The 25,313-nt window shown below is 65.3% G+C and carries 24 protein-coding genes; 15 read left to right on the top strand and 9 right to left on the bottom strand.

All coding sequences use genetic code 11. The features are described from left to right. Positions 1-193 precede the first annotated feature (193 nt). Positions 194-2,260: a methyl-accepting chemotaxis protein gene (locus ALVIN_RS14935; RefSeq protein ID WP_012972160.1), complete on the top strand. Its 2,067-nt coding sequence runs from the start codon at positions 194-196 to the stop codon at positions 2,258-2,260. A gap of 21 nt (positions 2,261-2,281) precedes the next feature. Here ALVIN_RS14935 and dut read toward each other — a convergent pair whose 3' ends face one another. Both dut and coaBC read right to left on the bottom strand, forming a co-directional pair. Further along, complete coding sequence (gene dut / locus ALVIN_RS14930) at positions 2,282-2,740, bottom strand: dUTP diphosphatase (protein ID WP_012972159.1); 459 nt, start codon at positions 2,738-2,740, stop codon at positions 2,282-2,284. Next, positions 2,724-3,935, bottom strand: a complete 1,212-nt coding sequence (gene coaBC, locus ALVIN_RS14925; protein ID WP_012972158.1) for a bifunctional phosphopantothenoylcysteine decarboxylase/phosphopantothenate--cysteine ligase CoaBC — start codon at positions 3,933-3,935, stop codon at positions 2,724-2,726. Before coaBC ends, dut begins: the two co-directional genes overlap by 17 nt. A gap of 106 nt (positions 3,936-4,041) precedes the next feature. Between coaBC and radC the strand changes: the two genes are divergently transcribed. Further along, positions 4,042-4,716 (top strand): RadC family protein, encoded by a 675-nt coding sequence (gene radC / locus ALVIN_RS14920; protein WP_012972157.1) that lies wholly within the window; start codon positions 4,042-4,044, stop codon positions 4,714-4,716. On the opposite strand, the gene ALVIN_RS14915 is transcribed toward radC, so the two are convergent. Continuing rightward, positions 4,659-5,591 (bottom strand): pirin family protein, encoded by a 933-nt coding sequence (locus ALVIN_RS14915; protein ID WP_012972156.1) that lies wholly within the window; start codon positions 5,589-5,591, stop codon positions 4,659-4,661. The two genes, radC and ALVIN_RS14915, sit on opposite strands and share 58 nt — an antisense overlap. Beyond that, positions 5,588-6,208 (bottom strand): FMN-dependent NADH-azoreductase, encoded by a 621-nt coding sequence (locus ALVIN_RS14910; RefSeq protein WP_012972155.1) that lies wholly within the window; start codon positions 6,206-6,208, stop codon positions 5,588-5,590. Before ALVIN_RS14910 ends, ALVIN_RS14915 begins: the two co-directional genes overlap by 4 nt. Before the next feature lie 116 nt (positions 6,209-6,324). Here ALVIN_RS14910 and ALVIN_RS14905 point away from each other — a divergent pair, with 116 nt between their 5' ends. Continuing rightward, the gene (locus ALVIN_RS14905) at positions 6,325-7,242 is read left to right on the top strand and encodes a LysR family transcriptional regulator (protein ID WP_012972154.1); all 918 of its coding nucleotides are present in this window, start codon (positions 6,325-6,327) and stop codon (positions 7,240-7,242) included. 56 nt (positions 7,243-7,298) lie between these two features. On the opposite strand, the gene ALVIN_RS14900 is transcribed toward ALVIN_RS14905, so the two are convergent. The 3 genes from ALVIN_RS14900 to ALVIN_RS14890 all read right to left on the bottom strand — a co-directional run bounded on the left by ALVIN_RS14900 (position 7,299) and on the right by ALVIN_RS14890 (position 11,633). After that, positions 7,299-7,745 (bottom strand): hypothetical protein, encoded by a 447-nt coding sequence (locus ALVIN_RS14900; RefSeq protein WP_012972153.1) that lies wholly within the window; start codon positions 7,743-7,745, stop codon positions 7,299-7,301. 46 nt (positions 7,746-7,791) lie between these two features. Further along, on the bottom strand, positions 7,792-10,584 hold the full coding sequence (ppc, locus tag ALVIN_RS14895; protein WP_012972152.1) for a phosphoenolpyruvate carboxylase: 2,793 nt from the start codon (positions 10,582-10,584) through the stop codon (positions 7,792-7,794). A 134-nt stretch (positions 10,585-10,718) separates the two neighbouring features. After that, positions 10,719-11,633, bottom strand: coding sequence for a serine/threonine protein kinase (locus ALVIN_RS14890; RefSeq protein WP_012972151.1), 915 nt, complete (start codon positions 11,631-11,633; stop codon positions 10,719-10,721). Between the two features lie 163 nt (positions 11,634-11,796). Between ALVIN_RS14890 and ALVIN_RS14885 the strand changes: the two genes are divergently transcribed. The 12 genes from ALVIN_RS14885 (at position 11,797) to ALVIN_RS14830 (ending at position 23,624) form a co-directional block, all read left to right on the top strand. Continuing rightward, positions 11,797-12,663 carry a YicC/YloC family endoribonuclease gene (locus ALVIN_RS14885; RefSeq protein WP_012972150.1) on the top strand — a complete coding sequence of 289 codons (867 nt, stop codon included), beginning with the start codon at positions 11,797-11,799 and terminating at the stop codon, positions 12,661-12,663. Then, on the top strand, positions 12,660-13,301 hold the full coding sequence (gene gmk / locus ALVIN_RS14880) for a guanylate kinase (RefSeq protein ID WP_012972149.1): 642 nt from the start codon (positions 12,660-12,662) through the stop codon (positions 13,299-13,301). Before ALVIN_RS14885 ends, gmk begins: the two co-directional genes overlap by 4 nt. 11 nt (positions 13,302-13,312) lie before the next feature. Continuing rightward, positions 13,313-13,627 carry a DNA-directed RNA polymerase subunit omega gene (gene rpoZ, locus ALVIN_RS14875; protein ID WP_012972148.1) on the top strand — a complete coding sequence of 105 codons (315 nt, stop codon included), beginning with the start codon at positions 13,313-13,315 and terminating at the stop codon, positions 13,625-13,627. Beyond that, the gene (locus ALVIN_RS14870) at positions 13,614-15,914 is read left to right on the top strand and encodes a RelA/SpoT family protein (protein ID WP_012972147.1); all 2,301 of its coding nucleotides are present in this window, start codon (positions 13,614-13,616) and stop codon (positions 15,912-15,914) included. The genes rpoZ and ALVIN_RS14870 overlap by 14 nt, the downstream gene beginning before the upstream one ends. Positions 15,915-15,996: 82 nt before the next feature. Next, on the top strand, positions 15,997-16,416 hold the full coding sequence (locus ALVIN_RS14865) for a hypothetical protein (protein WP_012972146.1): 420 nt from the start codon (positions 15,997-15,999) through the stop codon (positions 16,414-16,416). Positions 16,417-16,500: 84 nt separating this feature from the next. Continuing rightward, positions 16,501-17,049, top strand: coding sequence for an ATP-dependent protease subunit HslV (gene hslV / locus ALVIN_RS14860; RefSeq protein WP_012972145.1), 549 nt, complete (start codon positions 16,501-16,503; stop codon positions 17,047-17,049). Between the two features lie 90 nt (positions 17,050-17,139). Further along, the gene (gene hslU, locus ALVIN_RS14855; RefSeq protein WP_012972144.1) at positions 17,140-18,468 is read left to right on the top strand and encodes an ATP-dependent protease ATPase subunit HslU; all 1,329 of its coding nucleotides are present in this window, start codon (positions 17,140-17,142) and stop codon (positions 18,466-18,468) included. A gap of 32 nt (positions 18,469-18,500) precedes the next feature. Continuing rightward, positions 18,501-18,863: a gamma-butyrobetaine hydroxylase-like domain-containing protein gene (locus ALVIN_RS14850; protein ID WP_012972143.1), complete on the top strand. Its 363-nt coding sequence runs from the start codon at positions 18,501-18,503 to the stop codon at positions 18,861-18,863. A gap of 115 nt (positions 18,864-18,978) precedes the next feature. Further along, positions 18,979-19,728, top strand: coding sequence for a bifunctional demethylmenaquinone methyltransferase/2-methoxy-6-polyprenyl-1,4-benzoquinol methylase UbiE (gene ubiE, locus ALVIN_RS14845; protein WP_012972142.1), 750 nt, complete (start codon positions 18,979-18,981; stop codon positions 19,726-19,728). Continuing rightward, positions 19,725-20,369: a ubiquinone biosynthesis accessory factor UbiJ gene (locus tag ALVIN_RS14840; RefSeq protein WP_012972141.1), complete on the top strand. Its 645-nt coding sequence runs from the start codon at positions 19,725-19,727 to the stop codon at positions 20,367-20,369. Before ubiE ends, ALVIN_RS14840 begins: the two co-directional genes overlap by 4 nt. After that, complete coding sequence (gene ubiB, locus ALVIN_RS14835) at positions 20,366-22,009, top strand: ubiquinone biosynthesis regulatory protein kinase UbiB (RefSeq protein WP_012972140.1); 1,644 nt, start codon at positions 20,366-20,368, stop codon at positions 22,007-22,009. Before ALVIN_RS14840 ends, ubiB begins: the two co-directional genes overlap by 4 nt. 172 nt (positions 22,010-22,181) lie before the next feature. Then, positions 22,182-23,624 carry a putative nucleotidyltransferase substrate binding domain-containing protein gene (locus tag ALVIN_RS14830; RefSeq protein WP_012972139.1) on the top strand — a complete coding sequence of 481 codons (1,443 nt, stop codon included), beginning with the start codon at positions 22,182-22,184 and terminating at the stop codon, positions 23,622-23,624. A 10-nt stretch (positions 23,625-23,634) separates the two neighbouring features. Here the strand turns inward: ALVIN_RS14830 and ALVIN_RS14825 are convergent, their stop codons facing one another. Then, entirely contained in the window at positions 23,635-24,393 is a 759-nt protein-coding gene (locus tag ALVIN_RS14825; RefSeq protein ID WP_012972138.1) for an ABC transporter ATP-binding protein, read from the bottom strand. Between the two features lie 11 nt (positions 24,394-24,404). Next, the gene (locus ALVIN_RS14820; protein WP_012972137.1) at positions 24,405-25,256 is read right to left on the bottom strand and encodes an ABC transporter permease; all 852 of its coding nucleotides are present in this window, start codon (positions 25,254-25,256) and stop codon (positions 24,405-24,407) included. Positions 25,257-25,313: the final 57 nt, after the last annotated feature.

The following is a 25,313-nucleotide window of genomic DNA, read 5'->3' as shown; positions in this document are numbered from 1 at the left end:
TGCGCTGAACCTACGGCAGGCCATGTCGGGCGTCAAGCCGGCGTCATGGTCGTGCGCAGGCGATGACGGTCCGGCCTCTTGTCCCGGGTTGGAACATTGGTCGTTTTTAGTCGCTACACTTAGGACCGCTGGCACGGCTCGACCGGGGGAACAGCGGTTCCGGTTGTTTACGAAGACTCCTACTGGAGGAGCTATGAATCTTCGCTCGCTTCGTTTCAAGATCGCCGCCGTATCGGCGCTCTCGCTCTTTCTGCTGGGTACGGCGCTCACGCTCTACGCCGTCTGGATTCTGGAGCGCCAGGTCGCCCAGCAGCGTCAGACAGCGTTTTCGCGCTACGAGCAACTGCTCCTGAATGGCGCCGAGACCCAGGCCAAGACCATCGAAGCCGCCCTGACGCCGGCCTTGCAGAGCGCGCGGGTTCTGGCGTATACGCTGGCGACCGCCCCGGCGTCACCCGACACGGCCGGGACGGGGCGCCAGGCCGTCAACAGCATGCTACAGGCCGTGCTGCGTGGCCACCCCGATTTCCTTGGCGTCTATACCGCCTGGGAACCCAATGCCTTCGATGGCCGCGACGCCGACTTCGCCAACCAGCCGAACAGCGATGCCAGCGGACGCTTCATCCCCTACTGGAGCCGGGCCGCCGACGGCGCGCTCGCTCTCGAACCCCTGGTCGACTACGAGACGCCCGGTGCCGGCGACTACTATCTGTTGCCCAAGTCCAGCCGTACCGAGCAGGTGCTCGACCCCTATGCCTACAACGTCCAGGGGAAGGAGGTGCTGCTCACCTCGCTGGTCGTGCCCATCCTGATCGACGGACGCTTCCAAGGCATCACCGGTGTGGATCTGGCGCTCGATCATCTACAGCGTCTGATCGACGACGCGGCCAAGGAGCTGTATGACGGGCAGGCCCGGATCGTCCTCGTCGCCCATGATGGCAGCATCGTGGCTGCCAGCGGTCAGCCTCAGCTCATCGGTCAACCGCTCTCGGCGCTGCACGAAGACTGGGAGCAGGATCTCCAGGTGATCCAGGCCGCCCGCCCCCTGGTCGAGGAAGATGAAGGGCATCTGATGGCTGTGGTGCCGGTGCGCTTCAGTGAGTCCTCTCCGCCCTGGGCCATCCAGTTGACGCTGCCGCTGGAGCACATCACGGCTCGAGCGGACGAGTCCGCTCGGGAAGGACGCAATGCCATCGGCGCCATGATCGGGGTCGCCCTGCTCTGCGTGACCCTGGGAGCGGGACTCATGCTGTTCGTCGCCGGTCTGATGGTGCGTCCTATCCGTCGACTCAGCCTGGCGCTGTACGACATCGCGGAGGGGGAGGGCGACCTCACGCGCGATCTCGATGCGACCGGCCGGGATGAACTCGCTGACCTGGCACGCGCCTTCAATGGCTTCCAGGGCAAGCTGCGCGAATTGATCCGGCAATTGGCCGAGGGGGGGCATCAGGTCGCCAGCTCGGCCGATCAGCTGTCGGCAACGAGCGTCCACACGGCTGACATCGTTCAGCGACAGCAGTCCGAAACCGATCAGGTCGCCACGGCCATGAACGAAATGACCGCCACGGTGGCCGAGGTGGCGCGTCATGCCAGTCAGGCGGCCGACGCCACCTGTCAGGCCGATCAGCAGACCGAGGTCGGACGCACCGCCGTCACGCGCGCGGTGGAGGCCATGCAGCGGCTCTCGGAGCAGATGCAGTCCGCGACCTCGGCCATGGCGCGGGTCTCCGACGATGCCAACGCCATCAGCGCCATCCTGGACGTGATCGGTGAGATCGCCGGCCAGACCAACCTGCTCGCCCTCAACGCCGCCATCGAGGCGGCGCGTGCCGGCGAGCAGGGTCGAGGCTTCGCGGTGGTGGCGGACGAGGTCCGCACGCTGGCCGGTCGTACCCAGAATTCCACGCACGAGATCCAGGCCATGATCGAACGTCTCCAGAGCGGCACCCGGCAGGCCGTGGGGGTGATGGAGACCGGGCGGCACAAGACCCAGGAGAGTCTGGATGCCGTGGCCGAGGCCGCCGACGCGATCGAGACCACCGCGCGATCCGTGGCGGCGATCAAGGACATGGGGATCCAGATCGCCAGCGCCGCCGAGGAGCAGAGTGCCGTGGCCGCCGAGATCGACCGCAATCTGACCAACATCGTGCAGCTCGTCGACCAGGTCTCCGGCAATGCGATGGAGAGCCGTCAGGCCGCGCAGCGGCTCGAAGAACTGGCGAGCGAGCAGAATATGCGGGTCGGGCGCTTCAAGGTGTGAGGCGTAGCGGCGTGTGCGGTTCTAATGCCGTCCGGTATGACCGAATCCGCCCGCGCCGCGCACTGAGGTCTCGAACGATTCGACCAGCTCCAGCTCAGCGCGCAGGATCGGCACAAGGATGAATTGGGCGATCCGCTCGCCGATCTCGATTCTGAAAGGCTGATCGCTACGATTCCAGCACGAGATCATGAGCGGCCCCTGATAGTCCGAGTCGATCAGGCCCACCAGATTACCGAGCACGATGCCGTGACGGTGCCCGAGTCCCGAGCGGGGCAGGATCATCCCGGCGACGCCCGGCTCGGCGATGTGCACCGCCAGCCCGGTCGGGATCAATTCACAGCCGCCGGGCGCCAGCTCCAGCGGCGCCTCCGGCATGGCGCGCAGATCCAGTCCGGCAGAGCCTGTAGTCGCATACTGCGGGAGTGGAAATTCTTGGCCAATCCGTGAATCAAGAATCTTGATTTCAAGACGATGCAGCATGGTGTTCCTGGTAGCGTTCAGCGATCAGTGCGGCCAGTTCGCGAGCGAGCCGGGTCTTGTCCATCATCGGCAGCTCGCGCTGGCCGTTGCGCCAGATTACGGTCAGTGCATTCTCGGCGCGCTCGAATCCGCCGCGCTCACCGCCGACATGGTTGGCGGCGATCATGTTCAGCCCTTTACGGGTGAGCTTGTCGCGTGCGTACTCCTCGACGCGATCGGTCTCGGCGGCGAAGCCGACGGTGAAGGGCGGCGAAGGTCGTGCGGCAACCTCGGCGAGTATGTCCGGGTTGCGAACGAGGTGCAGCGTCAGCGCATCCGCGTTTTTCTTGATCTTGTTTTCAGCCGGTTCAACGGGGCGGTAATCGGCGACCGCCGCTGTCGCGACGAACAGATCGCAGTCGGCGGCGCGGGCCATGACAGCGCTGTGCATTTCCAGCGCCGTTTCGACATCGATACGCTCGGCCACGCGCGGCGCGGGCAGGGCCGTGGGGCCGGCGATCAGCGTGACACGCGCGCCCAGCGTTTCCAGCGCCTCGGCCAGCGCGAATCCCATCCGCCCCGAACTCCGATTGCCCAGAAAACGCACCGGATCGAGCGGTTCGCGCGTCGGGCCGGCCGTCAGCAGCACGCGCACGCCGGTCAGCGGGCGCGCCGCCAGCGGAAACAGTGCCTCGGCGATCTCCAGCGGCTCCAGCATTCGCCCCGGCCCCTGATCGCCACAGGCCTGTTCACCCACAGCCGGCCCCAAGACACCCACGCCGCGCGCGCGCAGCGTCTCCAGGTTCGCTTGCGTCGCCGGATGACGCCACATGGCCTGATTCATCGCCGGCGCGATGAAGAGCGGCGCCTCACAGGCCAGGGCCACGGTCGTCAGCAGATCGTTCGCCAGACCCGCCGCCAGTCGTGCCATGACATCGGCCGTGGCCGGGGCGATCAGCAAACGATCGGCCCAGCGTGCCAGTTCGATGTGCCCCATACCGGCTTCGGCACCCGGATCGAGCAATGTGGTGCGCACCGGATGACCGGATACGGCCTGAAAGGTCAGCGGCGCGACGAACGCGGCCGCCGCCTCGGTCATGACCACGCGCACATCGGCCCCGCGCTCCTTGAGCCGGCGCACCAGATCGACGGATTTGTAAGCGGCGATGCCGGCGCCGACGCCCAGCAGCACCCGTGAACCCGGAGTCGAATTCATGAGCTTTTCGTGTAATTTGATCTAGAATGCAGCCCGAAGTTTAACCGATCCGTTGGGTCATCGCCGACGGATGGCGCCATGTTCAACGTGGACAGCGGGAGGCTGCATGTCGATCAAGGACTGGCCGGAGGGCGAACGGCCACGCGAAAAACTGCTGGAACGGGGCGCCGGTGCACTGTCGGACGCCGAACTGCTCGCCATCTTTCTGCGCACCGGCATTCCAGGCAAGAGCGCGGTCGATCTGGCGCGCGAGCTGTTGACCGACTTCGATGGTCTCACTGGATTGCTGGCCGCCGATCGACGTCGCTTCTGCGATGGAAAAGGGCTGGGCACCGCCAAGTATGCCCAGCTCCAGGCCGTGCTCGAACTCAGCCGCCGCTATCTGCTCACGCGCCTCAGCGGCCAGGACGTGCTGACCAGTCCGGAAGCCACGCGCGACTATCTCAAGCTGCGGCTCTACGGCTCGCCGCACGAGATCTTCGCCTGTCTCTTTCTCGACAACCGCCACCGGGTCATCGTCTACGAGGAGCTGTTTCGCGGCACCATCGACGGGGCGAGCGTGCATCCGCGCGAGGTCGTGCGCCGTGTGATCCAGACCAATGCCGCCGCCGTCATTTTCGCCCACAATCACCCATCGGGCGTGGCCGAGCCGAGTCAGGCGGATCTGCGCATCACCCAGCGGCTCAAGGAGGCGCTCGCGTTGATTGACGTGCGCGTGCTCGATCACATCATCGTCGGCGATGGGGACGGGACATCCTTTGCCGAGCGCGGGTTGCTCTGACTCCCGCGAGATGCGCTCAGGTTTGACGCCTTGATCAGCCGCCCCTGCTCATAGTCCGCGATGGCCTGCCGGATCTCGGCGCGTGTGTTCATCACGAAGGGGCCGTATTGGACGATGGGTTCGTTCAGCGGACGTCCGGCCAGGATCAAGACCTGCGCCTCCTGATCGTCGGTCTGGAGTTCGATCAACTCACCGGCGCCCAGCACGGCCATCCGGCGTGGCTCGATCCGGTGTCCGGCGATCTGGACCTGACCCGAAACCCCATAGACCAGCGCGCGCTGGCCGGCCGGAATGGGCACCTCCAGCCGGGTCCGGGCGGGCAGGCGCGCATCCAGATAGGTCGGCTCGGTGACGATCCCGCGCACGGCGCCCTGGACCACGGACCCACCCTGGCGGAAATACCCGGCGATCACCCGCACCTCGACGCCATCGGCTCGCGTGACCACCGGGATCGCCTCGGCCGAAAAGTGACGGTAGGCCGGATCGGTGAGTTTGTCGCGCGCCGGCAGGTTGATCCAGAGCTGAAAGCCGTGCATCCGGCCCGAGGTCTGGCGCGGCATCTCCGAATGGATCACGCCGTGTCCGGCCGTCATCCATTGCACGTCGCCGGCCGACAGAATCCCCGTATGACCCAGATGATCCTCATGCAACATCTCGCCTGCGAGCATATAGGTGACGGTCTCGAAGCCGCGATGCGGATGGGGCGGAAAGCCGGCGATGTAGTCGTCCGGGTCGTCCGAGCCGAACTCGTCGAACAGCAGGAAGGGATCGAGACCGCGCATCCCGTCCGGTCCGACGAGGCGATGGAGTCGGACGCCGCCGCCATCGGCGGCCGGCTGTGCCGTCAGGATCCGTTCGATCGACATCGGGGTCATGAGACACCTCCCCCCGCCAGGCTTAGACGCTCGAGGTCGGCCTCGGCCGCTGCCAGACTCGCGCGGCGCGGCTCCTGGCCCAGATTGAGCGCCTCGGCATAGACGAATTCGATGTCCGTGATCCCGAGGAACCCGAGCATGGTGCGCAGATAGCCGCTCTGGGTGTCGGTCGGCTGACCGCGATGCTGTCCGCCACGGCTGGCGAGGATCACGGCACGCTTGCCGGTCAGCAACCCCTGCGGGCCTTGCTCGGTGTAGCGGAAGGTGACACCCGCGCGTGCGACATGATCGAACCATGCCTTGAGCGGACTCGGGATGCCGAAGTTGTACATGGGCACGCCGAGCACCAGACAATCGGCGGCCTGGAGTTCCCGGATCAACGTATCGGCGGCCTCGGCGATGGCCTGTTGCTCAGGAGTGCGCTGCTCGGCCGGGGTCTGGATCGCCGTCAGACGCGCCGCGTCGAGATGCGGGATCGGCTCGCGGCCCAGGTCGCGATGCGTGACCTGGAGGCCGGGTTGCTCGGCACGCCAGCGGGCGATGAGACGCGCGGCCAGGGTCGAAGAGACGCCCTCGCCGGAAAAGAGACTGCTGTCGATGTGCAGGATCTGGGGCATGGATGTGTCCTCGCGTGATGTGATTGATGGTCTGGAGTTGCGATCAGGTTAGGTCAGAATCGACGATGGATTCATGCTAATTTCCACACTCATTCATCGTCTTGTTCGATCGAATCATGTCCAACACACCACCGCGCACCACGCTGGAACAATGGGCGCTTCTGGACGCACTCGACGAGCGGGGGAGTTTCGAGGCCGCCGCCGAGTCGCTGAACCGCACGCAGTCCTCCGTCAGCTACGGACTCAAGCGACTCCAGGAGCAACTACCCGTGACGGTGCTGGAGCCGCAGGGACGCCGCACGGTCCTGACCGAATCGGGCCGGCTCCTGCTGCAACGCGCGCGCGTGCTGCTGCACGAATTCAAACGACTGGAGCGTCTGGCCGCGACGCTGGGACAGGGCTGGGAGACGACGGTTCGGCTGGCGGTGGAGATCGTGATGCCGCTCGAACCGCTGCTGGAGGCGCTGGCTCGGTTCACCGAGCAGGCCCCGCAGACGCAGGTGCAGCTCGTCGAGACCGTGCTGTCGGGAACCGGCGAAGCGCTGGTGCGGCATCAGGTGGATCTGGCCATCACCGGACTGATCCCGCCGGGGTTCATCGGTGATCCGCTGCTGCGGGTCGATTTCGTGGCGGTTGCCCGACACGACCATCCCTTGCATCGTCTGGGGCGCGTGCTCACGCTCGACGATCTGCGCGCACATCGTCAGGTCGTGATCCGTGACACCGGGCATTGGCGTCCGGTCGACAGCGGCTGGCTGGAGGCCGAAGAACGCTGGACGGTGTCGCATCTGCGCACGGCCATCGCTCTCATCGAGCGCGGTCTGGCCTTTGCCTGGATTCCGGAGTCATCGATTCGCGCTGAGCTGGCACGCGGCGAACTGCGTCCCCTGCCGCTGGAATCCGGCGGCCACCGGCCCGAGACGCTCTATCTGGTCCTCGCCGATCCGACGGCGGCCGGTCCGGCCACGCGGGCGCTCGGGGTCTGTCTGCGTGAGCGGGCGCAGGCATTTCAGAGCATGGGTCAAGGTGTCTGATTCATTCTCGGGCCTTGAGTCCCATCAGGTCGCGGGCGGTCTGGGTGTCGGTGCGGCTATCGGCCTTCCAGGGTTGCGCGGGCGCGATCGACGAACTCGCGACCCTGTTTACGCATCGCCTGGCCGATCACGCGCGCCAGCTTGGGATTGCCGATGGAGCGTCCATCGAGCACGAAGCGCGTCGGCGAGGTCGAATAGGCCGCCATCGGATCGGCGGCGGTGAACATATCGCTCTCGACGGCATTGTGCGGGTAGTGGCAGGTCGCCTGTTCGGTCTGGCCGTCGGCGCCCGTCCAGCTCAGCCGGACCAGGGCCTCCGACTGGCGGCGCGGCTCGATGCTCTGGCCGCTCCAGTTCGGCTCGCCGCCGAGCGTCACCCGCACCATGTCGCGGCAGAGCGTGACCCGAACGTCCTCGCCGGGATTGGAGCAGCCCGCCGACAGCGCGGCGAGCGATACGGACAGCAGCGACAGAAGGCGAAACGGACGCCATAACAGATTCATTTGAAGGCTCCAGTCATTGAGAGCGGACTGTCAGTTTAGACCGCTTTCATCCGGTATTCCGCATCCCCGCCGACAGCGCATTGATCGAGCGCAGCAGCGGATCGAGCCATTCCTCGCGTTTGGCCTCGTCCTCCTCCGAGCGATAGCGCTCCAGTAGCGCGACCTGGATATGGTTCAACGGGTCCAGATAGAGATTGCGCCGCGCGAGCGAATGGCGCAGCTCCGGGGTCTCGTCCATGAGCGCGAGCAGGCCGGCGACGTTGAGCACCTGGACCAGCGTCCGCTGATACTCCTCCTCGATCAGCCCCAGAATCTGAGCCGCACGCTCGCGGTCCTCGGCCAGGCGCAGATATTCGCGCGCGATGTGCATCTCGGCCTTGAACAGCGACATCTGCGTATTGGAGAGCAGCGCGCGGAAATAGGGCCACTCCTGATACATGCGCTGGAGCTTGGCCAGCCGTTCGACATCATGGCCGCGATAACGCTCGATGGCCTGACCGATGCTGAACCAGGCCGGCAGCGTCACGCGCGCCTGACCCCAGCCGAACACCCAGGGAATGGCACGGATCGACGCCAGCGACCGGTCGGCCTTCTTGCGATGCGCCGGACGCGAGCCGATGTTCAAAAGCGCAATGCCGTCGAGCGGCGTGCATTCGTAGAAATAATCGAGGAACCCTTCGGTATCGCGCACCAGGCCGCGATAGGCCGCCTCGCCGTGACGCGCCAGCTCGTCCATGATCGCCAGATAGTCGTTGCGTTCCGGCTCAGGCGGCTCGATCAGACAGCGGCTGGCCTTGATCAGTCCGCTGATGCCCATGGTCAGCTCATAGCGCGCCGTCTCCGGATTGGCATAACGGTAGGACAGCACCTCGCCCTGTTCGGTGAACTTGATCTGACCATGCACGGTATCGACCGGCTGAGCGAGGATGGCTTCATGGGTCGGGCCGCCGCCGCGTCCGACCGTACCGCCGCGTCCATGGAACAGCCGACAGGCCACGCCCCGATCGTCGGCCAGTGCGATGACCTTCTTCTGCGCCTCGAACAGCTTCCAGCTCGACGCCAGGATGCCGCCGTCCTTGCACGAGTCGGAATACCCGAGCATCACCTCCTGCTGATTGCCCGAGGCGCGCAGCAGCGCCAGATAGGTCGGATCATCGAACAGCGTGCTCATCACCCGATCGATGTGGCTCAGATCCTCGATGGTCTCGAACAGCGGCGAGACCTGGAGCGTGCAGAACCAGCCCCGGTTGTCGACGCCGACCAGCCCGGCCAGACGCGCCAGCAGCATCACCTCCATCACATGACTGGCGGCATGGGTCATCGAAATGACGTACTGACCGAACACCCGCTCGCCGACCTCGGCGCGCATCCGGGCGATGACCTCGAAGGTCTCCAGCGTCTCGCGCGTCTCCGGGGTGAGCGTGGCCTTGTCGATGATGAAGGGATGCGGATGGGCGATGGCCTCGGCGAGCGCCATCAGCCGCTGTTCTTCGTTGAACGCCTGATAGAAGGGTGCGCCGGGCTGGCGCGCGAAGAGTTCGGTGACGGCCTGGGTGTGACGGGTCGACTCCTGACGGATGTCGAGATGGACCAGATGGAAGCCGAAGGTCTCGGCCAGCCGGATCAGATCCTGCAAGGGGCCGTCGGCGGCGCTGGCGTCACCATGATGGATGAGCGAGTCGCGGATCAGCATGAGATCGGCCAGGAAATCGGCCGCGCCGGCATAGCCGTCCGGCAATCCATCGTCGCTGAGTCCCTCCATGCGCCGACGAATCCGGTCGAGATTGGCCTGGAGCCGATGCCCCATCATCGTCAGCTTGCGTCGATACGGCTCATAGAGAAAACGCCGCTGACGCTGACCCATGACCCCGACCCAGTATTCCTCGTCGGCGTCGAGACTGTCGAGGAAGGCCGGCGAGGGCTGACAGAGCGCGCTCGAATGGCTGAGCATCCGGCTCAGATCCTGGAGCCGCTCCAGATAAGCCTCCAGGATCAGCTCGGCGTGCATGCGCACCGCCAGCTCGGTGGTCTCGGGCTTGACGAAGGGATTGCCGTCGCGGTCGCCGCCGATCCAGGAACCGAAGCGGATGAAACTCGGCACCCGGATGCCGCAGCCGGCGCCATAGTTGCGCCGCACCGCCTTCTCCAGGAAGCGATAGACCCTGGGCACGGCTTCGAACAGCGACTCGCGGAAGAAATGCAGTCCGCGCCGGATCTCGTCGGTCACCTGCGGCTTGTGGACGCGCACCTCGTCGGTCTTCCACAGGATCTGGATCTGGGTCAGGATCTCCTGGAGCTTGTCCTCCAGCTCCTCCTCGTTGAGCTTGAGCCGGTGCAGATCCTGTCCGGCAAGGAAGATGCGCCGGAAGGTCTCGGAGATGGTCCGGCGGCGCGCCTCGGTCGGATGGGCGGTGAAGACCGGCAGATAGATCAGGTGCTCCAGCAGGCTCTGAAAGTGCTCGGGACTGACGCCGTCCTCCTTGAACTGGCGCACCGTGTCGTCGAACGAGCCGACCCACAGCCGCTCGCCGGCGGCGATTACGTCCATGCGCGCCAGATGCGCGTTCAGCTCCTCGGCGACGTTCACCAGCCCGAAATAGAGCGTGAAGGCGCGGATGACCTCGGCGAGCGTCTGGGGGTCGAGGCTCTGGATGCGCTTCATCAGCTTCTCGCGCAGCTCGGGATCTTCCTGCTCGCGCAGTTGCATGAAACCGTCGCGCAGACGCTCCACGACCACCAGCACGCGCTTGCGACTGTGCTCGCGCAGAACCTCGCCCAGCAGGGCGGTATAGAGCTGGATGTCGCGCTCCAGCGTCTGGGCTTGAGGATGTTCGTTCATCAGGAATCCAGGTTCGGTGGCGGAAGGGGAGCCGGAAATGCCGTGGATACTACCGCGAGCCTGTCCCTGTCGCCAAAAGACTGCGTCCGGGTGCGCCGCTCGAACGTTCGGCGCGACACTCCGCCGAGTGCGGCTCAGTCGGCCGCTCCCTCGCGCATGCGCGCCAGATGCGGGTCGTCGAGATGCGGCAGGAGCGCCACCAGCAGTTCCTCGGCATCCTGGGGGCGCTTGTCCGCGTCCATCGACATCGACCAGTCGACGGCCTTGAGCAGGAACTCGGGATAGCGGTCCTTGAGCGCCTCGACGGCCGGCACCACCTTGTCCTCCTTCTGACGCTCCGGCGCCGGCTGGGGCGTGCGGCCGTCCATGCAGGTGCGAATACTGGCGCCGACGGCGTAGACATCGGTCCAGGGACCGACCTGACCGGCACGGAAATACTGCTCGACCGGCGAATAGCCGGCGGTGATGACCTGCCCGCCGCGCGATCGACCGCGATTGAGCGGATGGACCGCGCCCAGATCCAGCAACAGGGGCATGTTGCCGTGGCGCAGATGGATGTTGCCGGGCTTGACGTCGAGATGGACCATGGAGCGCCGGTGCAGCAGCGCCAGCGCGTCCAGCACCGGGATGAAGACCTCCAGGATGAAGGAGGTGCTCAGTCCCCCCTTGCGCTCGTGCAGATAGGCCCCCAGATTGCGTCCGCGCTCGTTGGGCATCACCATGTAGCCGGTGTCGTTGGCCAGGAAAAAGGCGAGCACCCGCACGATGTTGGGATGTTTCAGCGACGCCAGCGCCTTGACCTCCTGGAAGAACAGCTTGCGTCCGTGATGGAGGCTCTCGGCATATTCGATGCCTGCCGGCACCACGCGCCGGTCACGATCGCGGCGCGCGAGCTTCTTGGGCATGTACTCCTTGATGACCACTTCCTCGCCGCTGTCGTCATCGGTCGCCAGATAGATGAGGCTGAAGCCGCCCTTGGCGATTGGCTTGACGATGCGGTAGGTGCCCACCTGGGCGCCCGGTGGGAGCGTCTCTCGTGCGGCGGCCATGATCGGGACGATGGATCTCCACGCGGACGTTGACGGGGTGCGAGCGGTATACTGCGTTTCTGATTTATGATAAACCCTGTCTGGCCGGGTCGGCAGCGATTCGTCCGCTGTTTTGCCGCCGGCCGAGACAGGCTCCCCGCCCTCAAGAGACGCCCCTGAACCAATGATCAAGAGTATGACGGCCTTCGCCCGCGAGTCGCGGACGGGCGATGTTGGTGAATTGACCTGGGAAGTGCGCACGGTCAATCACCGCTTCCTGGAGCCTCACATCCGCTTGCCCGATGAGTTGCGCGGACTCGACACCCAGGTGCGCAACCGTCTGGCGGCGCGTCTTCAGCGCGGCAAGGTCGACTGCACCCTGCGCTATGTGCCGGCGGTGGGCGCGGCGAATGCGATCCGGATCAACCGGTCCTTCGTCGAGCAGCTGCTGGCCGCCGGGCGCGAACTCGGTGCGCTGACCGGCCGCGCCCAAGAGCCGACCCCGTTCGATCTGCTGCGCTGGCCGGGCGTGGTGCAGGAGACCGAACCCGATCTCGACCGACTCGGCACTGAGGCGCTGGCGCTACTCGAACAGGCGCTGGATTCGCTGCTGGAGACGCGCGCGCGCGAGGGCGCACGCCTGGCCCAACTGCTGCGCGAGCGTTGCGAGCGTCTGGGCGAGAGTGCGGCGCGGGTACGCGAGCGTCTGCCCGAGGTGCTGGCCGGTGTGCGTCAACGTATCGCAGATCGTCTGACCGAACTGCGCGCCGAACTCGACCCGACCCGGCTGGAACAGGAGATCGCCCTGGTCGCCGCTCGGCTCGACGTCGACGAGGAACTCGACCGGCTCGGCGCCCATATCGAGGAAGTGCTCGACGTCCTGAACCGCGACGAACCGGTCGGACGCCGGCTCGATTTTCTGATGCAGGAACTCAACCGCGAGGCCAACACGCTCGGCTCCAAGTCGGCCGATGTCGCCGTCACCCGCGAGGCGGTCGAGATGAAGGTCTTGATCGAACAGATGCGCGAGCAGGTACAGAATCTCGAATGAACGACCTATCCCGATCCGAGCCTGCGGGGCTTCTATTCATCGTCTCGGCCCCATCGGGGGCGGGCAAGACCAGTCTGGTCAAGGCGCTGGTCGAACGCGATCCGGGGCTGGCGCTCTCGGTCTCCTGCACCACGCGCCCGGCGCGCGAAGGTGAGCAGGACGGCGTCCACTACCATTTCCTCGATCGCGAACGCTTCGAGCGCGAGATCGGCGAGGGCGCCTTCCTGGAACACGCCGAGGTCTTCGGCAATCTGTACGGCACCCGCGCCGCCGACGTGCGCCGCTGTCTCGACGCCGGTCAGGACGTGCTCCTGGAGATCGACTGGCAGGGCGCGCGCCAGGTGCGTGAGCACTTTCCTGAGGCGATCGGACTCTTCGTGCTGCCGCCGAGCATCGAGGAACTCGAACGCCGTCTGCGCGGGCGCGGTACCGACAGCGATGACGTGATCGCCCGCCGCATGGCCCAGGCCCGCGACGAGCTGGCGCATTTCGCCGAATACAGTTATCTGGTCGTCAACGACTGCTTCGAGACCGCGCTCGCGGCGCTGGCGGCGATCGTCACCGCCGAGCGCCAACGGCTGGCGTATCAGCGCCCGCGTCTGGCGACGTTGCTCGACCCTATCGAATCCACTATTTAAAGGAGACCACCATGGCCCGCATCACGGTCGAGGATTGCCTCGCACACGTCGACAACCGTTTCGATCTGGTTCTGCTCGCCACCAAGCGCGCACGCCAACTGGCCAATGGCGTCGAGCCGCTGCTGGCGCCGGAGAACGACAAGCCGACGGTCCTGGCCCTGCGCGAGATCGCCGCCGGCAAGATCACCAACGCCATGATCCAGGAAGCCCAGCGCGAAATGGACGACACGGCGGCGGCTCTGGAACAGGCGCTGGCTCAGGAATTCGCCGCCGCCGCCACGCCCGAGGCCGACGATGCGGAATCCGGAAAGGATGCCAAGGACTGACGAGGCCACCGCCGACAGACGTCCGGCCGCGCGGCCCGAGTCGGGCGCGGCCGGCTCGGACGCGCCCGCCCAAAAAGTTCAGGCACTCAAACCATCGGACTGGACGCCGCCTGTCGAACCGCTCAGTCCCGCCGGTGATACGCGCTATCTGATCAGCGATTTCTGCGCCTATCTGGAGAGCTATCTGCCGCCCGAGCAGATCAGCGAGTGCTACCACGCCTATCTGTTCGGCGCCGAGGCGCACGAGGGCCAGAAGCGCAAGTCGGGCGAGCCCTATATCTATCACCCGCTGGCGGTCGCGCGCATCCTGGCCGAGATGCGCATGGACTACCAATGTCTGATCGCCGCGTTGCTGCACGACGTCATCGAGGACACCCCGGTCGACAAAGCGCAGTTGGCCGAGACCTTCAGCGAGGAGGTCGCCGAGCTGGTCGATGGGGTCAGCAAGCTCACCAAGCTCGACTTCAAGTCGCGCGCCGAGGCGCAGGCCGCGAGCCTGCAGAAGATGCTGCTGGCGATGACGCGCGACATCCGCGTCATCCTGATCAAGCTCGCCGACCGGCTGCACAACATGCGCACGCTCGACTCGATGAGTCCGGAAGCCTGCCGGCGCATCTCGCGCGAGACGCTCGACATCTTCGCTCCCATCGCCAATCGGCTCGGGATCAACTGGATCCGCATCGAGCTGGAGGATCTGGGCTTTGCGCACTACTGGCCGTGGCGACGACGGGTCATCCAGCGTGCGCTCCAGGGACGCGGCGGCGGGGCGCGGGTCGAGATGATCGGTCTGGTCGAGACGGCGCTGCGCCATGCCTTGCAGCAGGAGGACATCGAGGGCCGGGTCGAGGGGCGTCAGAAACATCTCTATGGCATCTATCGCAAGATGCGCGACAAGTCGCGCGGCTTCTCCGAACTGGCCGATGTCTTCGCCTTCCGGGTGACGGTCGATCGGGTCGATACCTGTTATCGGGTACTGGGACTGGTCCACAATCTCTACAAGCCGGTCCCCGGACGCTTCAAGGACTACATCGCCATCCCCAAGGCCAACGGCTATCAATCCCTCCACACCGCCCTGATCGGCCCCCAGGGCATCCAGATCGAGATCCAGATCCGCACCGAGGACATGCAGCGCCTGGCCGAGTCCGGGATCGCCGCGCACTGGATGTACAAGAACGGCGTCCAGTCCTCCACCGCCAATCCGGCCGCGCTCGCCGCCGACTGGTTGCAGAACCTGCTGGAGATGCAGCGCGACGCGGGCAATTCGGTCGAGTTCCTGGAGCACGTCAAGGTCGATCTGTTTCCCGGCGAGGTCTATGTCTTCACGCCCAAGGGGCGCATTCACTCGCTCAAGCGCGGCGCGACCGTGGTCGACTTCGCCTATGCCATCCACTCTGACGTGGGCAACACCTGCGTGGCCGCGCGCATCGACCGGCGCATGGCGCCGCTGAGCACGCCGCTGCGCAATGGTCAGACGGTCGAGATCATCACCGCGCCCGGCGCGCGGCCCAATCCGGGCTGGCTGAACTTCGTAGTCACGGCCAAGGCGCGCGTCAACATCCGCGGACACCTCAAGAACATCAAGCAGCGCGAGGCCCAGGCGCTTGGTCGACGGCTGCTGAACGCCGAACTGACCCCGCTGGGCGCTGAGGTCGAGACGCTCGAGCCCCTGCGTCTGGCGGCCTATCTGGAGGAAACGGGTCTGGGGAGCCTGGAGGATCTGTTCGGCGAGATCGGTCTGGGCAACCGGCTGGCGCCGCTGATCGCGCGGCGTCTGGCGGGTATCGAGGGCGAGGAGTCCGACGCGCCTGCCGCTGAACGGGGCGATCGGGACGTGCATCCGCACCGGCTCGCCATCCGGGGCACCGAGGGCATGGTGGTCAACTTCGCGGGCTGCTGCCGCCCGATTCCGGGCGATGCCATCACGGCCGTCTTCAGTCCGGGGCGCGGCATCGTGGTCCATCGCGCCGAGTGCCGTAATCTCGGCGGGCTGGAAGGCAAGCGCGACAAGCGGCTCGATGTCGAGTGGTCCAGGGAACCCGAGGGCGAGTTCGCCACCGAGATCCGGGTCGAGGTCAGCAATCGGCGCGGCGTGCTGGCCGTGATCGCCGGGGCGATCGCCGAACTCGGCTCCAACATCGAGAACGTCCAGACCATCGAGAAGGATGGTGTGATGACGGATCTCGAATTCCGCATCCTGGTCAAGAGCCGCCATCATCTCGCGCGCATCATGCGCCGGGTGCGGCTCATCCCGCCGGTCGACCGCATCATGCGCATCACGCGATCCTGAGCTTGGAACCCGGTCATATCGACGCCATTTCAACGCTTGAATCGCGTCCACGACCGCAACAATCCGGATCGAGAGGCTGCCCATGACCGAACTCACACTCGACGAACGCCTGCGGCTGACCCGTCGCACCATGCAGCTCCTGGAGGACTGGGGACTGGCCGCACGCGACATCGCCGGTCTCCTGCAACTGCCGGAGACGATCAAGGCGCGCCACATCGGGCGCTTCCACGATCAGGACGTCTTTCCCGACGACCCGGCGGTCAACCGGCGCGTGGCCTATCTGAACCGCATCGAGCAGGCGCTCCACACCTATTTCCCGCGCAATCCCGAGATGCGCAAGCTCTGGGTGCGGCGCGCCAACAAGCAGTTCGGACGCCGTGCCCCGGTGGCGGTCATGATCGAAGACGGCGAGAGCGGGCTGATCTCGGTGCTGTCGCATCTGGACTGCACCTTCGCCTGGGATCTGACCGGCTCGCGAGCCGACTATCGGCGCGCTTCGTAGCGCTGTTCGCCAACGATGGCGTTTCGGGGTCGCGGCGCTTTTCGATTAAGATGTCCGCAGTCCAGCGTTCGGCAGTCAAGTTCAATGGAAAATCTTCGCGGTACGACAATCCTCTCGGTACGACGCGGCGACACGGTCGTGATCGGCGGCGACGGTCAGGTCTCGCTCGGCCCGACCGTCATGAAGGGCAATGCGCGCAAGGTGCGCCGGCTCTACAAGGGGCGGGTGCTGGCCGGCTTCGCCGGAGCCACCGCCGACGCCTTCACCCTGTTCGAGCGCTTCGAGGGCAAGCTCGAAAAGCATCAGGGCCATCTGACCCGCGCGGCGGTCGAGATGGCCAAGGACTGGCGCACCGATCGCATGTTACGCCGGCTCGAAGCCCTGCTGTGCATCGCCGACTCCACCACCTCGCTCATCCTCTCCGGCACGGGTGACGTCATCGAACCCGAGCAGGACATCATGGCCATCGGTTCGGGCGGCTCCTTCGCGCTCTCGGCCGCGCGCGCCCTGGTCGCCAACACTGAACTCCCGGCGCGCGAGATCGTCGAAAAGAGTCTCCACATCGCCGCCGACATCTGCGTCTACACCAACCACAATCTCGTCATCGAGGAGTTGGACGCCAAGACGGATTGACCGGATCCGCTCCAGCCGTCGCCCAAATCCGTGTGTTCACACTGACGACAACCGACAATCCCCGGCCGGCCCAATCGACCAGCAGCTTCCATGTCTGAAATCACCCCCCAACGCATCGTCGCCGAACTCGACAAACACATCGTCGGCCAGAGCGACGCCAAGCGCGCCGTGGCCATCGCGCTGCGCAACCGCTGGCGCCGCGCCCAGATCGAAGAGCCGATGCGCTCCGAGATCACGCCCAAGAACATCCTCATGATCGGCCCGACCGGTGTGGGCAAGACCGAGATCGCCCGCCGGCTGGCCAAGCTCGCCAACGCGCCCTTCATCAAGGTCGAGGCGACCAAGTTCACCGAAGTCGGCTATGTCGGACGCGAGGTCGATTCGATCATCCGCGATCTGGCCGACATCGGCGTGAAGATGGCGCGTGAGCAGGAGATGGCCAAGCTCGCCGATCTGGCCGAGGCGGCCGCCGAGGAGCGCATTCTCGACGTGCTGCTGCCGCCGCCGTCCGACTTCGAGGAAGACAGCCGCTCGACGGTCAGCTCGGCCACGCGCGAAAAACTGCGCACCAAACTGCGCTCCGGCGACATGGACGACCGCGAGATCGAGATCCAGGTCTCGGCCGCACCACTCGGGGTCGAGATCATGGCCCCGCCCGGCATGGAAGAGATGTCGAACCAGCTCCAGGGGTTGTTCCAGAATCTCGGTCAGAGCCGGACGAAACGGCGCAAGCTGCGCATCCGCGACGCGCGCAAGCTGCTCAAGGACGAGGAAGCGGCCAAGCGCGTCAACGACGAAGAGATGAAGCTGCGCGCACTAGAGAACGTCGAGCAGAACGGCATCGTCTTCATCGACGAGATCGACAAGGTGGCCAAGCGCGAAGGCACCAGCGGCGTCGATGTCTCGCGCGAAGGCGTGCAGCGCGACCTGCTGCCGCTGGTCGAGGGCAGTACCGTCTCGACCAAGCATGGCGCCGTGCGCACCGACCATATCCTGTTCATCGCCTCGGGCGCCTTCCATCTGTCCAAGCCCTCGGACCTGATCCCCGAACTCCAGGGTCGACTGCCGATCCGGGTCGAGCTGAAAGCCCTGAGCACGGACGACTTCGTGCGCATCCTCACCGAGCCGGACGCCTCGCTCACCGACCAGTACAAAGCCCTGCTGGCCACCGAGGGCGTGAATCTGGAGTTCACCGAAGACGGCATCCGCCGTATCGCCGAGATCGCCTGGCAGGTCAACGAGAAGACCGAGAACATCGGCGCGCGGCGTCTGCACACGGTCCTGGAGCGGCTGCTGGAGGATGTCTCCTACAACGCCACCGAACTCGACCGCGTGACCGTGACCATCAACGCCGCCTATGTCGACCAGAACATGGCCGATCTCGCCGCCGACGAGGATCTGTCGCGTTACATCCTGTAGTTTCAGACCACCGACCACGGATTCGAGACATCATGCCAGTACCCATCGAGTTGAATCTGCACCGTCAATCCCGCGTGCTCGAAATCGCCTACGAGGACGGCACCCGCTTCAAGCTGCCGTGCGAATATCTGCGCGTCTATTCGCCCTCGGCGGAAGTCCAGGGTCATAGCCCGGACGAGCGCGTGCTCCAGGTCGGCAAGGAGGACGTCGGCATCGACCGCATCGAACCGGTCGGCAACTATGCCGTCTGTCTGCACTTCGACGACGAGCACAACACCGGCCTCTATTCCTGGGACTATCTCTACCGTCTCGGCGCCGAGTACGAGCAACGCTGGAACGCCTATCTCGACGAGCTCAAGCAGGCCGGCCACATGCGCAAGGTGCTCCAGTCCTGATCGATCCACGAGCGTGCCAATCACCCACGGCGCGCCGCGACGGTTTAAGATAGGCGCCCATCGCCGTGGGTGCGTGTCCGCGCCCATGAACCCCAATTCGTCACCGGGATACAGCATGTCCGATCAGAACACCACCCATTTCGGCTATAAGCAGGTGCCGGTCCAGGAGAAGGCCAAGCGCGTGCGCGAGGTCTTCGACTCGGTCGCCACGCGCTACGATGTGATGAACGATCTGATGTCGCTCGGCATCCACCGACTCTGGAAGCGCCACGCCATCGAACTCTCGGGCGTGCGCCGGGGCCAGCGGGTGCTGGATCTGGCCTCGGGCACCGGCGATCTGGCCTACCGCTTCTCGGGTCTGGTCGGTCCAGACGGGCTGGTGGTGATGACTGACATCAACGCCGCCATGCTCGGCGAGGGCCGGACCCGGATGCTCGATCGCGGTCGGGTCGGCAATATCCAGTACAGTCTGGTCAACGCCGAGCAGATCCCCTTCGAGAGCGATCTGTTCGACTGTGTCACCATCGGTTTCGGTCTGCGCAACGTCACCCACAAGCAGAACGCCATCGATGAGATGTTCCGCGTGCTCAAGCCGGGCGGACGGGCGCTGATCCTGGAGTTCTCGCATCCGACCACCAAGTCGCTGAGCAAGGTCTACGACGCCTACTCGTTCTCTGTGCTGCCGACGCTGGGGAAGCTGGTGGCCAACGATTCCGAGAGCTACCGCTATCTGGCCGAGTCGATCCGCATGCATCCGGATCAGGAGACGCTGCGCTCGATGATGGAAGCCTCCGGCTTCGAGCGTTGCGAATACTTCAACCACACCGGCGGCATCGTCGCCATCCATCGCGGGTACAAGCTATGAGTTCGAGCGGCCTCCAGATCCCGGATGCGCTGCTCGCGGTCGTCGAGCAGGCGCTCAACCGCTATCTCGCGCTCGATCCCGAGGGCGCGGCGGCCTTCGATCCGCTCGAAGGGCGCCTCATCGCCATCGAGGTCAAGGGCTTCGGTACGCGCATCACCGTGATTCCGGGCGCGCGCGGTCTGCAACTCTTCGGCGCCTATGGGGCCGAGCCGGACTGCCTGATCCAGGGCTCGCCGCTGGGTCTGGCGCGGCTGGGCATGGCCGAGCGCAAGGAGACCTCGCTCGTCTCCGGCGAGGTCGAGATCTCGGGCGACACCGCGCTCGCCCAGGACTTCAGCGCGGCGCTGGCGCGGCTGAACGTGGACTGGGAAGAGCAACTGGCGCGCGTCATCGGCGATCCCTTCGCACGTCAGGTCGGCAACCGGGTGCGCGACGCCGAGCGCTGGAGCCGGCGCACCTCGGCCTCGATGACGGCCAATCTCACCGAATATCTGCAAGAGGAACGGCGTCTGCTGCCGACCCGTTATGAGGTCGAGGCGTTCCTGAATCAGGTCGACACGCTGCGCGACGACGTCGAGCGTCTGGCCGCACGCATCGAGCGCCTCGCCAAACAGGCTCAGGAGACCGGCCTCCAGTCATGATGGGTCCACGTCAGGCGTTGCGTCTGTTTCGCATCAATTGGGTTCTGCTCCGTCACGGTCTCGACGAAGTCATTCTCGCCACCCATCTGTTCCGGCCGCTGCGCTGGATCAAGTATCTGCTGCCCTGGCACTGGGTCAAGCGCGACCTGCCGCCCTATCCGGCGCGCGTGCGGCTGGTGCTGGAGGATCTGGGGCCGATCTTCGTCAAGTTCGGGCAGATCCTCTCGACCCGGCGCGATCTGCTGCCGGACGATCTGGCGGTGGAACTGGCCAAGCTCCAGGATCGTGTCCCGCCCTTCGATGGGGCCGCCGCACGTGCCCTGATCGAAAAGGCCTGGGGGCGGCCGATCGAGGAGGTGCTCGATCAGTTCGATCCGGTGCCCCTGGCCTCGGCCTCCATCGCCCAGGTCCACACCGCGCGCCTGAAAGACGGCACCGAGGTGGTGGTCAAGGTGTTGCGCCCCGGCATCGAGCGCACAATCCGTCAGGATCTGGGGCTGATGTACGCCGTGGCGCATCTGGCCCACAAGTACTGGAAGGACGGGCGCCGCCTGCGTCCGATCGAGGTGGTGCGCGAGTACGAGAAGACCATCTACGACGAGCTGGATCTCCAGCGCGAGGCGGCCAATGCCTCGCAGATCCGGCGCAACTGGCTCGGCAGTGAGATGCTCTATATCCCCGAGATCTATTGGGACTGGACCCGGCCCAACGTCATGGTGATGGAGCGTATCTACGGCACCCCGGTCGGCGAGGTCGAGAAGCTCAAGGCACAGGGTGTGAGCATGAAGCAGCTCGGCGAGCGCGGGGTGGAGATCTTCTTCACCCAGGTGTTCCGCGACAACTTCTTCCACGCCGACATGCATCCGGGCAACATCTTCGTCGAGCCGTCGGGGCGCTATATCTCGATCGATTTCGGCATCGTCGGCACGCTCACGACCGAGGATCAGCGTTATCTGGCCGAGAACCTGCTCGCCTTCTTCGAGCGCGACTACCGGCGCGTGGCTGAGCTGCATGTCGAGTCCGGCTGGGTGCCGCCCGGCACGCGGGTCGATGAGTTCGAGGCGGCGATCCGCACCGTCAGTGAGCCGATCTTCGAAAAGCCGCTGTCTGAGATCTCGTTCGGTCACTTCCTAGTGCGTCTGTTCCAGACCGCGCGCCGCTTCGACATGGAGATCCAGCCACAGCTCGTGCTGCTGGAGAAGACCCTGCTCAACATCGAAGGGCTGGGGCGACAGCTCTATCCCGAACTCGATCTCTGGACCACGGCCAAGCCCTACATGGAGCGCTGGATGAAGGATCAGGTCGGCCTGAAGGGGCTGTTCGACCGCACCAAGCGCAATCTCTATTCGGTCGCCGATCAGGCGCCCGAACTCCCGCTGATCGCCTATCGGATGCTGATGGCCTACGACAAGCAGGTGCGCAGTGCCAAGTTCGATCAGGCGCAGGTGCGCGAGCATCAGGCGACGGCCTCCGGCTCCATGCTCAAGTCCATCGGCGGCGCGACGCTGCTGATCTGCGCGACCCTGGTGCTGCTGCTCGGCCCGGGCCACTGGCTGCCCGAGCAGGCAGCGGCCGGTTTGATCGCGGCGGCCTATCTGGCCGGGGCCTGGTTGTTCGTCTCAGCGGCGCGGGCGGGGTGAGAGCAGCGGGCGGGCGGCGAGCGCGCCATATCGGCCATCGATCCTGACAATAGACAGGATCGACACGCTTTTTGGGATTGCCGGGATTAGAATTCCCACAGGTGCGGCGCTCTGCTTTCACGTCGGTCAATCCTGTCCATTCGGACCCAAAGCACAACACACGAAGGCCACCATGTCCGCTGAAAACGTCTTCTTCACCCCGATCAGCAAGATCTGTCAGACGGATGTCGTGACCTGCGCGCCGGATCTGTCGCTGATCGAGGTCGCCGAGCTGATGCGTGTGCGCAATATCTCCAGCGTCGTGGTGCGCGACGGCGAGGAGCCGGTCGGCATCGTCACCGATCGCGATCTGCGCAACAAGGTGGTGGCCCCCGGCATCGACCCGCGCGAGCGCAGCGCGCGCGACATCATGAACAGCCCGCTCGTCACCATCCGCGAGAGCGACTATCTGTTCGAGGCGCTCTACCTGATGAGCCGGCGGCGCATTCATCGGCTGTGCGTGGTCGATGCCGAGGGTCGGCTGCGCGGCATCGTCACCGATACCGATGCGCTGCGTCTGCACAGCCGCTCGCCCCAGCAGCTCATGAAGGAGATCGAGGAGGCGGAGACGCCTGAAGAACTCAAGACGCTGCGCGAGCGCATGGAACACCTGGTGCTCCATCTGCGCGGCACCGGCGTGGCGACCCGCGATCTGGTCCAGACCGTGGCCCTGCTCAACGACCGGCTGCTGATCCGGCTCATCGAGCTGGTGCGCGCGGCACGCTATCCGGATCTCACCGACCGCTTCGCCTTCCTGGTGCTCGGCAGTGAGGGGCGGCGCGAGCAGACCCTGGCCACCGACCAGGACAACGCCATCGTCCATGCCGACGATCTGTCCGAAGTCGAGCTGGAACGACTGCGCGCCTTCAGCGTCGACCTGATCGACAATCTGATCGACATCGGCGTACCGGCCTGCTCAGGCGGCATCATGGCCAAGAACGCTGAGTGGCGACGCAGTGTGAGCGGCTGGAAACAGATGCTCGACAAATGGCTGCGCACCCCGACGCCCAGCAACATCCTTTCGGGCAGCATGTTCTTCGACCTGCGCACCCTCTATGGCGACGAGTCGTTCGAGCAGCAACTCAAGGCCGACATCATCGCCAAGCTGCGCGGCAACAATCTGTTCCTGGTCCACAGTGTCGCCAATGCCGTGGCCTTCCGGCCGCCGCTCGACTGGTTCGGGCGCGTCAAGACCGAGCGGCGCGGCCCGCATCGCGGCTGTATCGAGGTCAAGAAGGCGGGGGTTTTCGCCATCACCGAGGGCTTGAAGGCGATGGCGCTCCAGGCCGGCATCGGCGCGGGCCGCACCCATGATCGGGTGCGCGGACTCCAACAGGCCGGCATCCTGGAGGCGCATCAGGCCGACAGCCTGCTGGCAGCCTTCGACTTCCTGATCGCGCTACGCCTCCGCGCCCAGTTGCTGACGCTCGAACGCGGCGAGCCGCTGACCAACTATCTGCCGCTCGACCATCTCAACCGCATCGAGGTCGGGCGTCTGAAGCTGGCGCTGGAAGAGGTCAAACACTTCCAGGGCTTCCTGCGTCACCGCTTCCATCTGCATCAGGTCAGTCGTTGATTCTGAAGGTTTACCATCCACGCATGGCCCGATAACGCTCCAGCGCCTCGTCGGTCGGGCCGGCGAAGACCACCCGGCCATGCTCCATCAGCAGCGACTTGGAGCACATGCTGCGCACCAGATCCTCCGAATGCGAAGACAGCACGATGATGGAGACGCGCTCGGTGAAGCGCTCCAGACGCTCACGCGCTTTGTGCAGAAAAGACGCATCACCGGCTCCGATGCCCTCGTCGAGCAGCAGGATGTCCGGCACCACCGAGGTCGAGACCGCAAAGGCCAGCCGCATCTGCATGCCGGCCGAGTAGGTGCGGATCGGCAGATCGAGGAAGTCGCCCAATTCGGTGAACTCGGCGATCTCGTCCATCATGGCGTGGATCTTCTGGCGCGATAGCCCGAGGAAGAGTCCGCGCAGGATGATGTTCTCGTAGCCGGTGCTCTCCTGGTTCATCCCGAGCGCGATGTCGAACAGGGGTACGGTCGAACCCTGGACATCCACCCGTCCGCTGTTCGGTTCATAGATCCCGCCGAGCACCCGCAGCAGCGTGGTCTTTCCGGCGCCGTTGTGACCGATGAGTCCGAGCCGGTCGCCGTCTTCGAGCGTGATGTTGATGTCCTGCAACGCCTGCACCACCGAGATGCGCTGCGAGACCGTATCAGCGCGGATCTGGCCGCCGGTTGCGCTCTGGATCAGGCGGTTCTTGAGCGAGCGCGTCGAGGCGCTGTAGACGGGAAAGGAGACCGAGACGTTCTCCAGCGTGATCGAGGCCAAGATACTCTCCCTCAAACCCAGTAAGCGACGCGCCAGCGGTAGGCCGAATAGAAGAAGAGCGCCACCGCCCAGCCGATGATCGTGATGGCGATGACCGTCAGCCAGTTGCCGAGTGACGGTGGTTGACCGAGCAACGGGGCGCGCATGATCTCGACCAGGTGGTAGAAGGGGTTGAGATCGAGCCAGAGCGCGCGTCCCGGCAGCATGTCGGGTTTCCAGATGACCGGCGTGATGAAGAACAGCACCTGCACCACGCTGCCGATGATCAGTGGCACGTCGCGAAAGCGCGCGCTCAGCAGACCGAGGAAGAGCGCCATCCACAAACCATTCAAAAACAGCATCAGGAGTGCGACCGGCACCCACAGCAGATTCCAGTTGAGATCCACCCCGAACCAGAGCGCAACGCCCAAAAAGACCCAGATATTGTGAGCGAAGGCGATCAGGGTCGACCAGAGGCCGCGATAGGCGTAGATCGACAGCGGCGCGTTGAGCTGGCGGATCATGCCCTCGGCGAGGATGAAGGACTGACAGCCGTCATTGACGAGGCTGGCGATCAGCCCCCAGATGACGAAGCCGGCGGCCAGGAAGGGCAGGTAGTCGTGCAGATCCTGACCGAAGATCTGTCCGTAGAGCAACCCGAGCGCCAGAACCATGATCGCCATCGACAGCGTGATCCAGAACGGCCCCAGTTTGGAGCGCCGATAGCGTTGGCGCACGTCCTGGAGACCGAGCGTCATCCAGAGCTCGCGCCGCTTCCAGCCGGCGCGGATATCGTGCAGGGCGCGTTCGAACTGCTCGCGCTTGAGTCCATGCTGGAGTTGGATCAGCAGGGACGACTCGCCATGTTGTGTGTCGGTCGACATCGATATTCGAACTCAGATCGAACCGCACCTCAGCCAGTCGCCGGTCGGCGTGTTGAG

It is taken from the genome of Allochromatium vinosum DSM 180 (assembly GCF_000025485.1).
GTDB classification, from domain to species: Bacteria; Pseudomonadota; Gammaproteobacteria; order Chromatiales; family Chromatiaceae; genus Thermochromatium; species Thermochromatium vinosum.
This window is presented reverse-complemented; position numbering and strand designations above follow the sequence as displayed.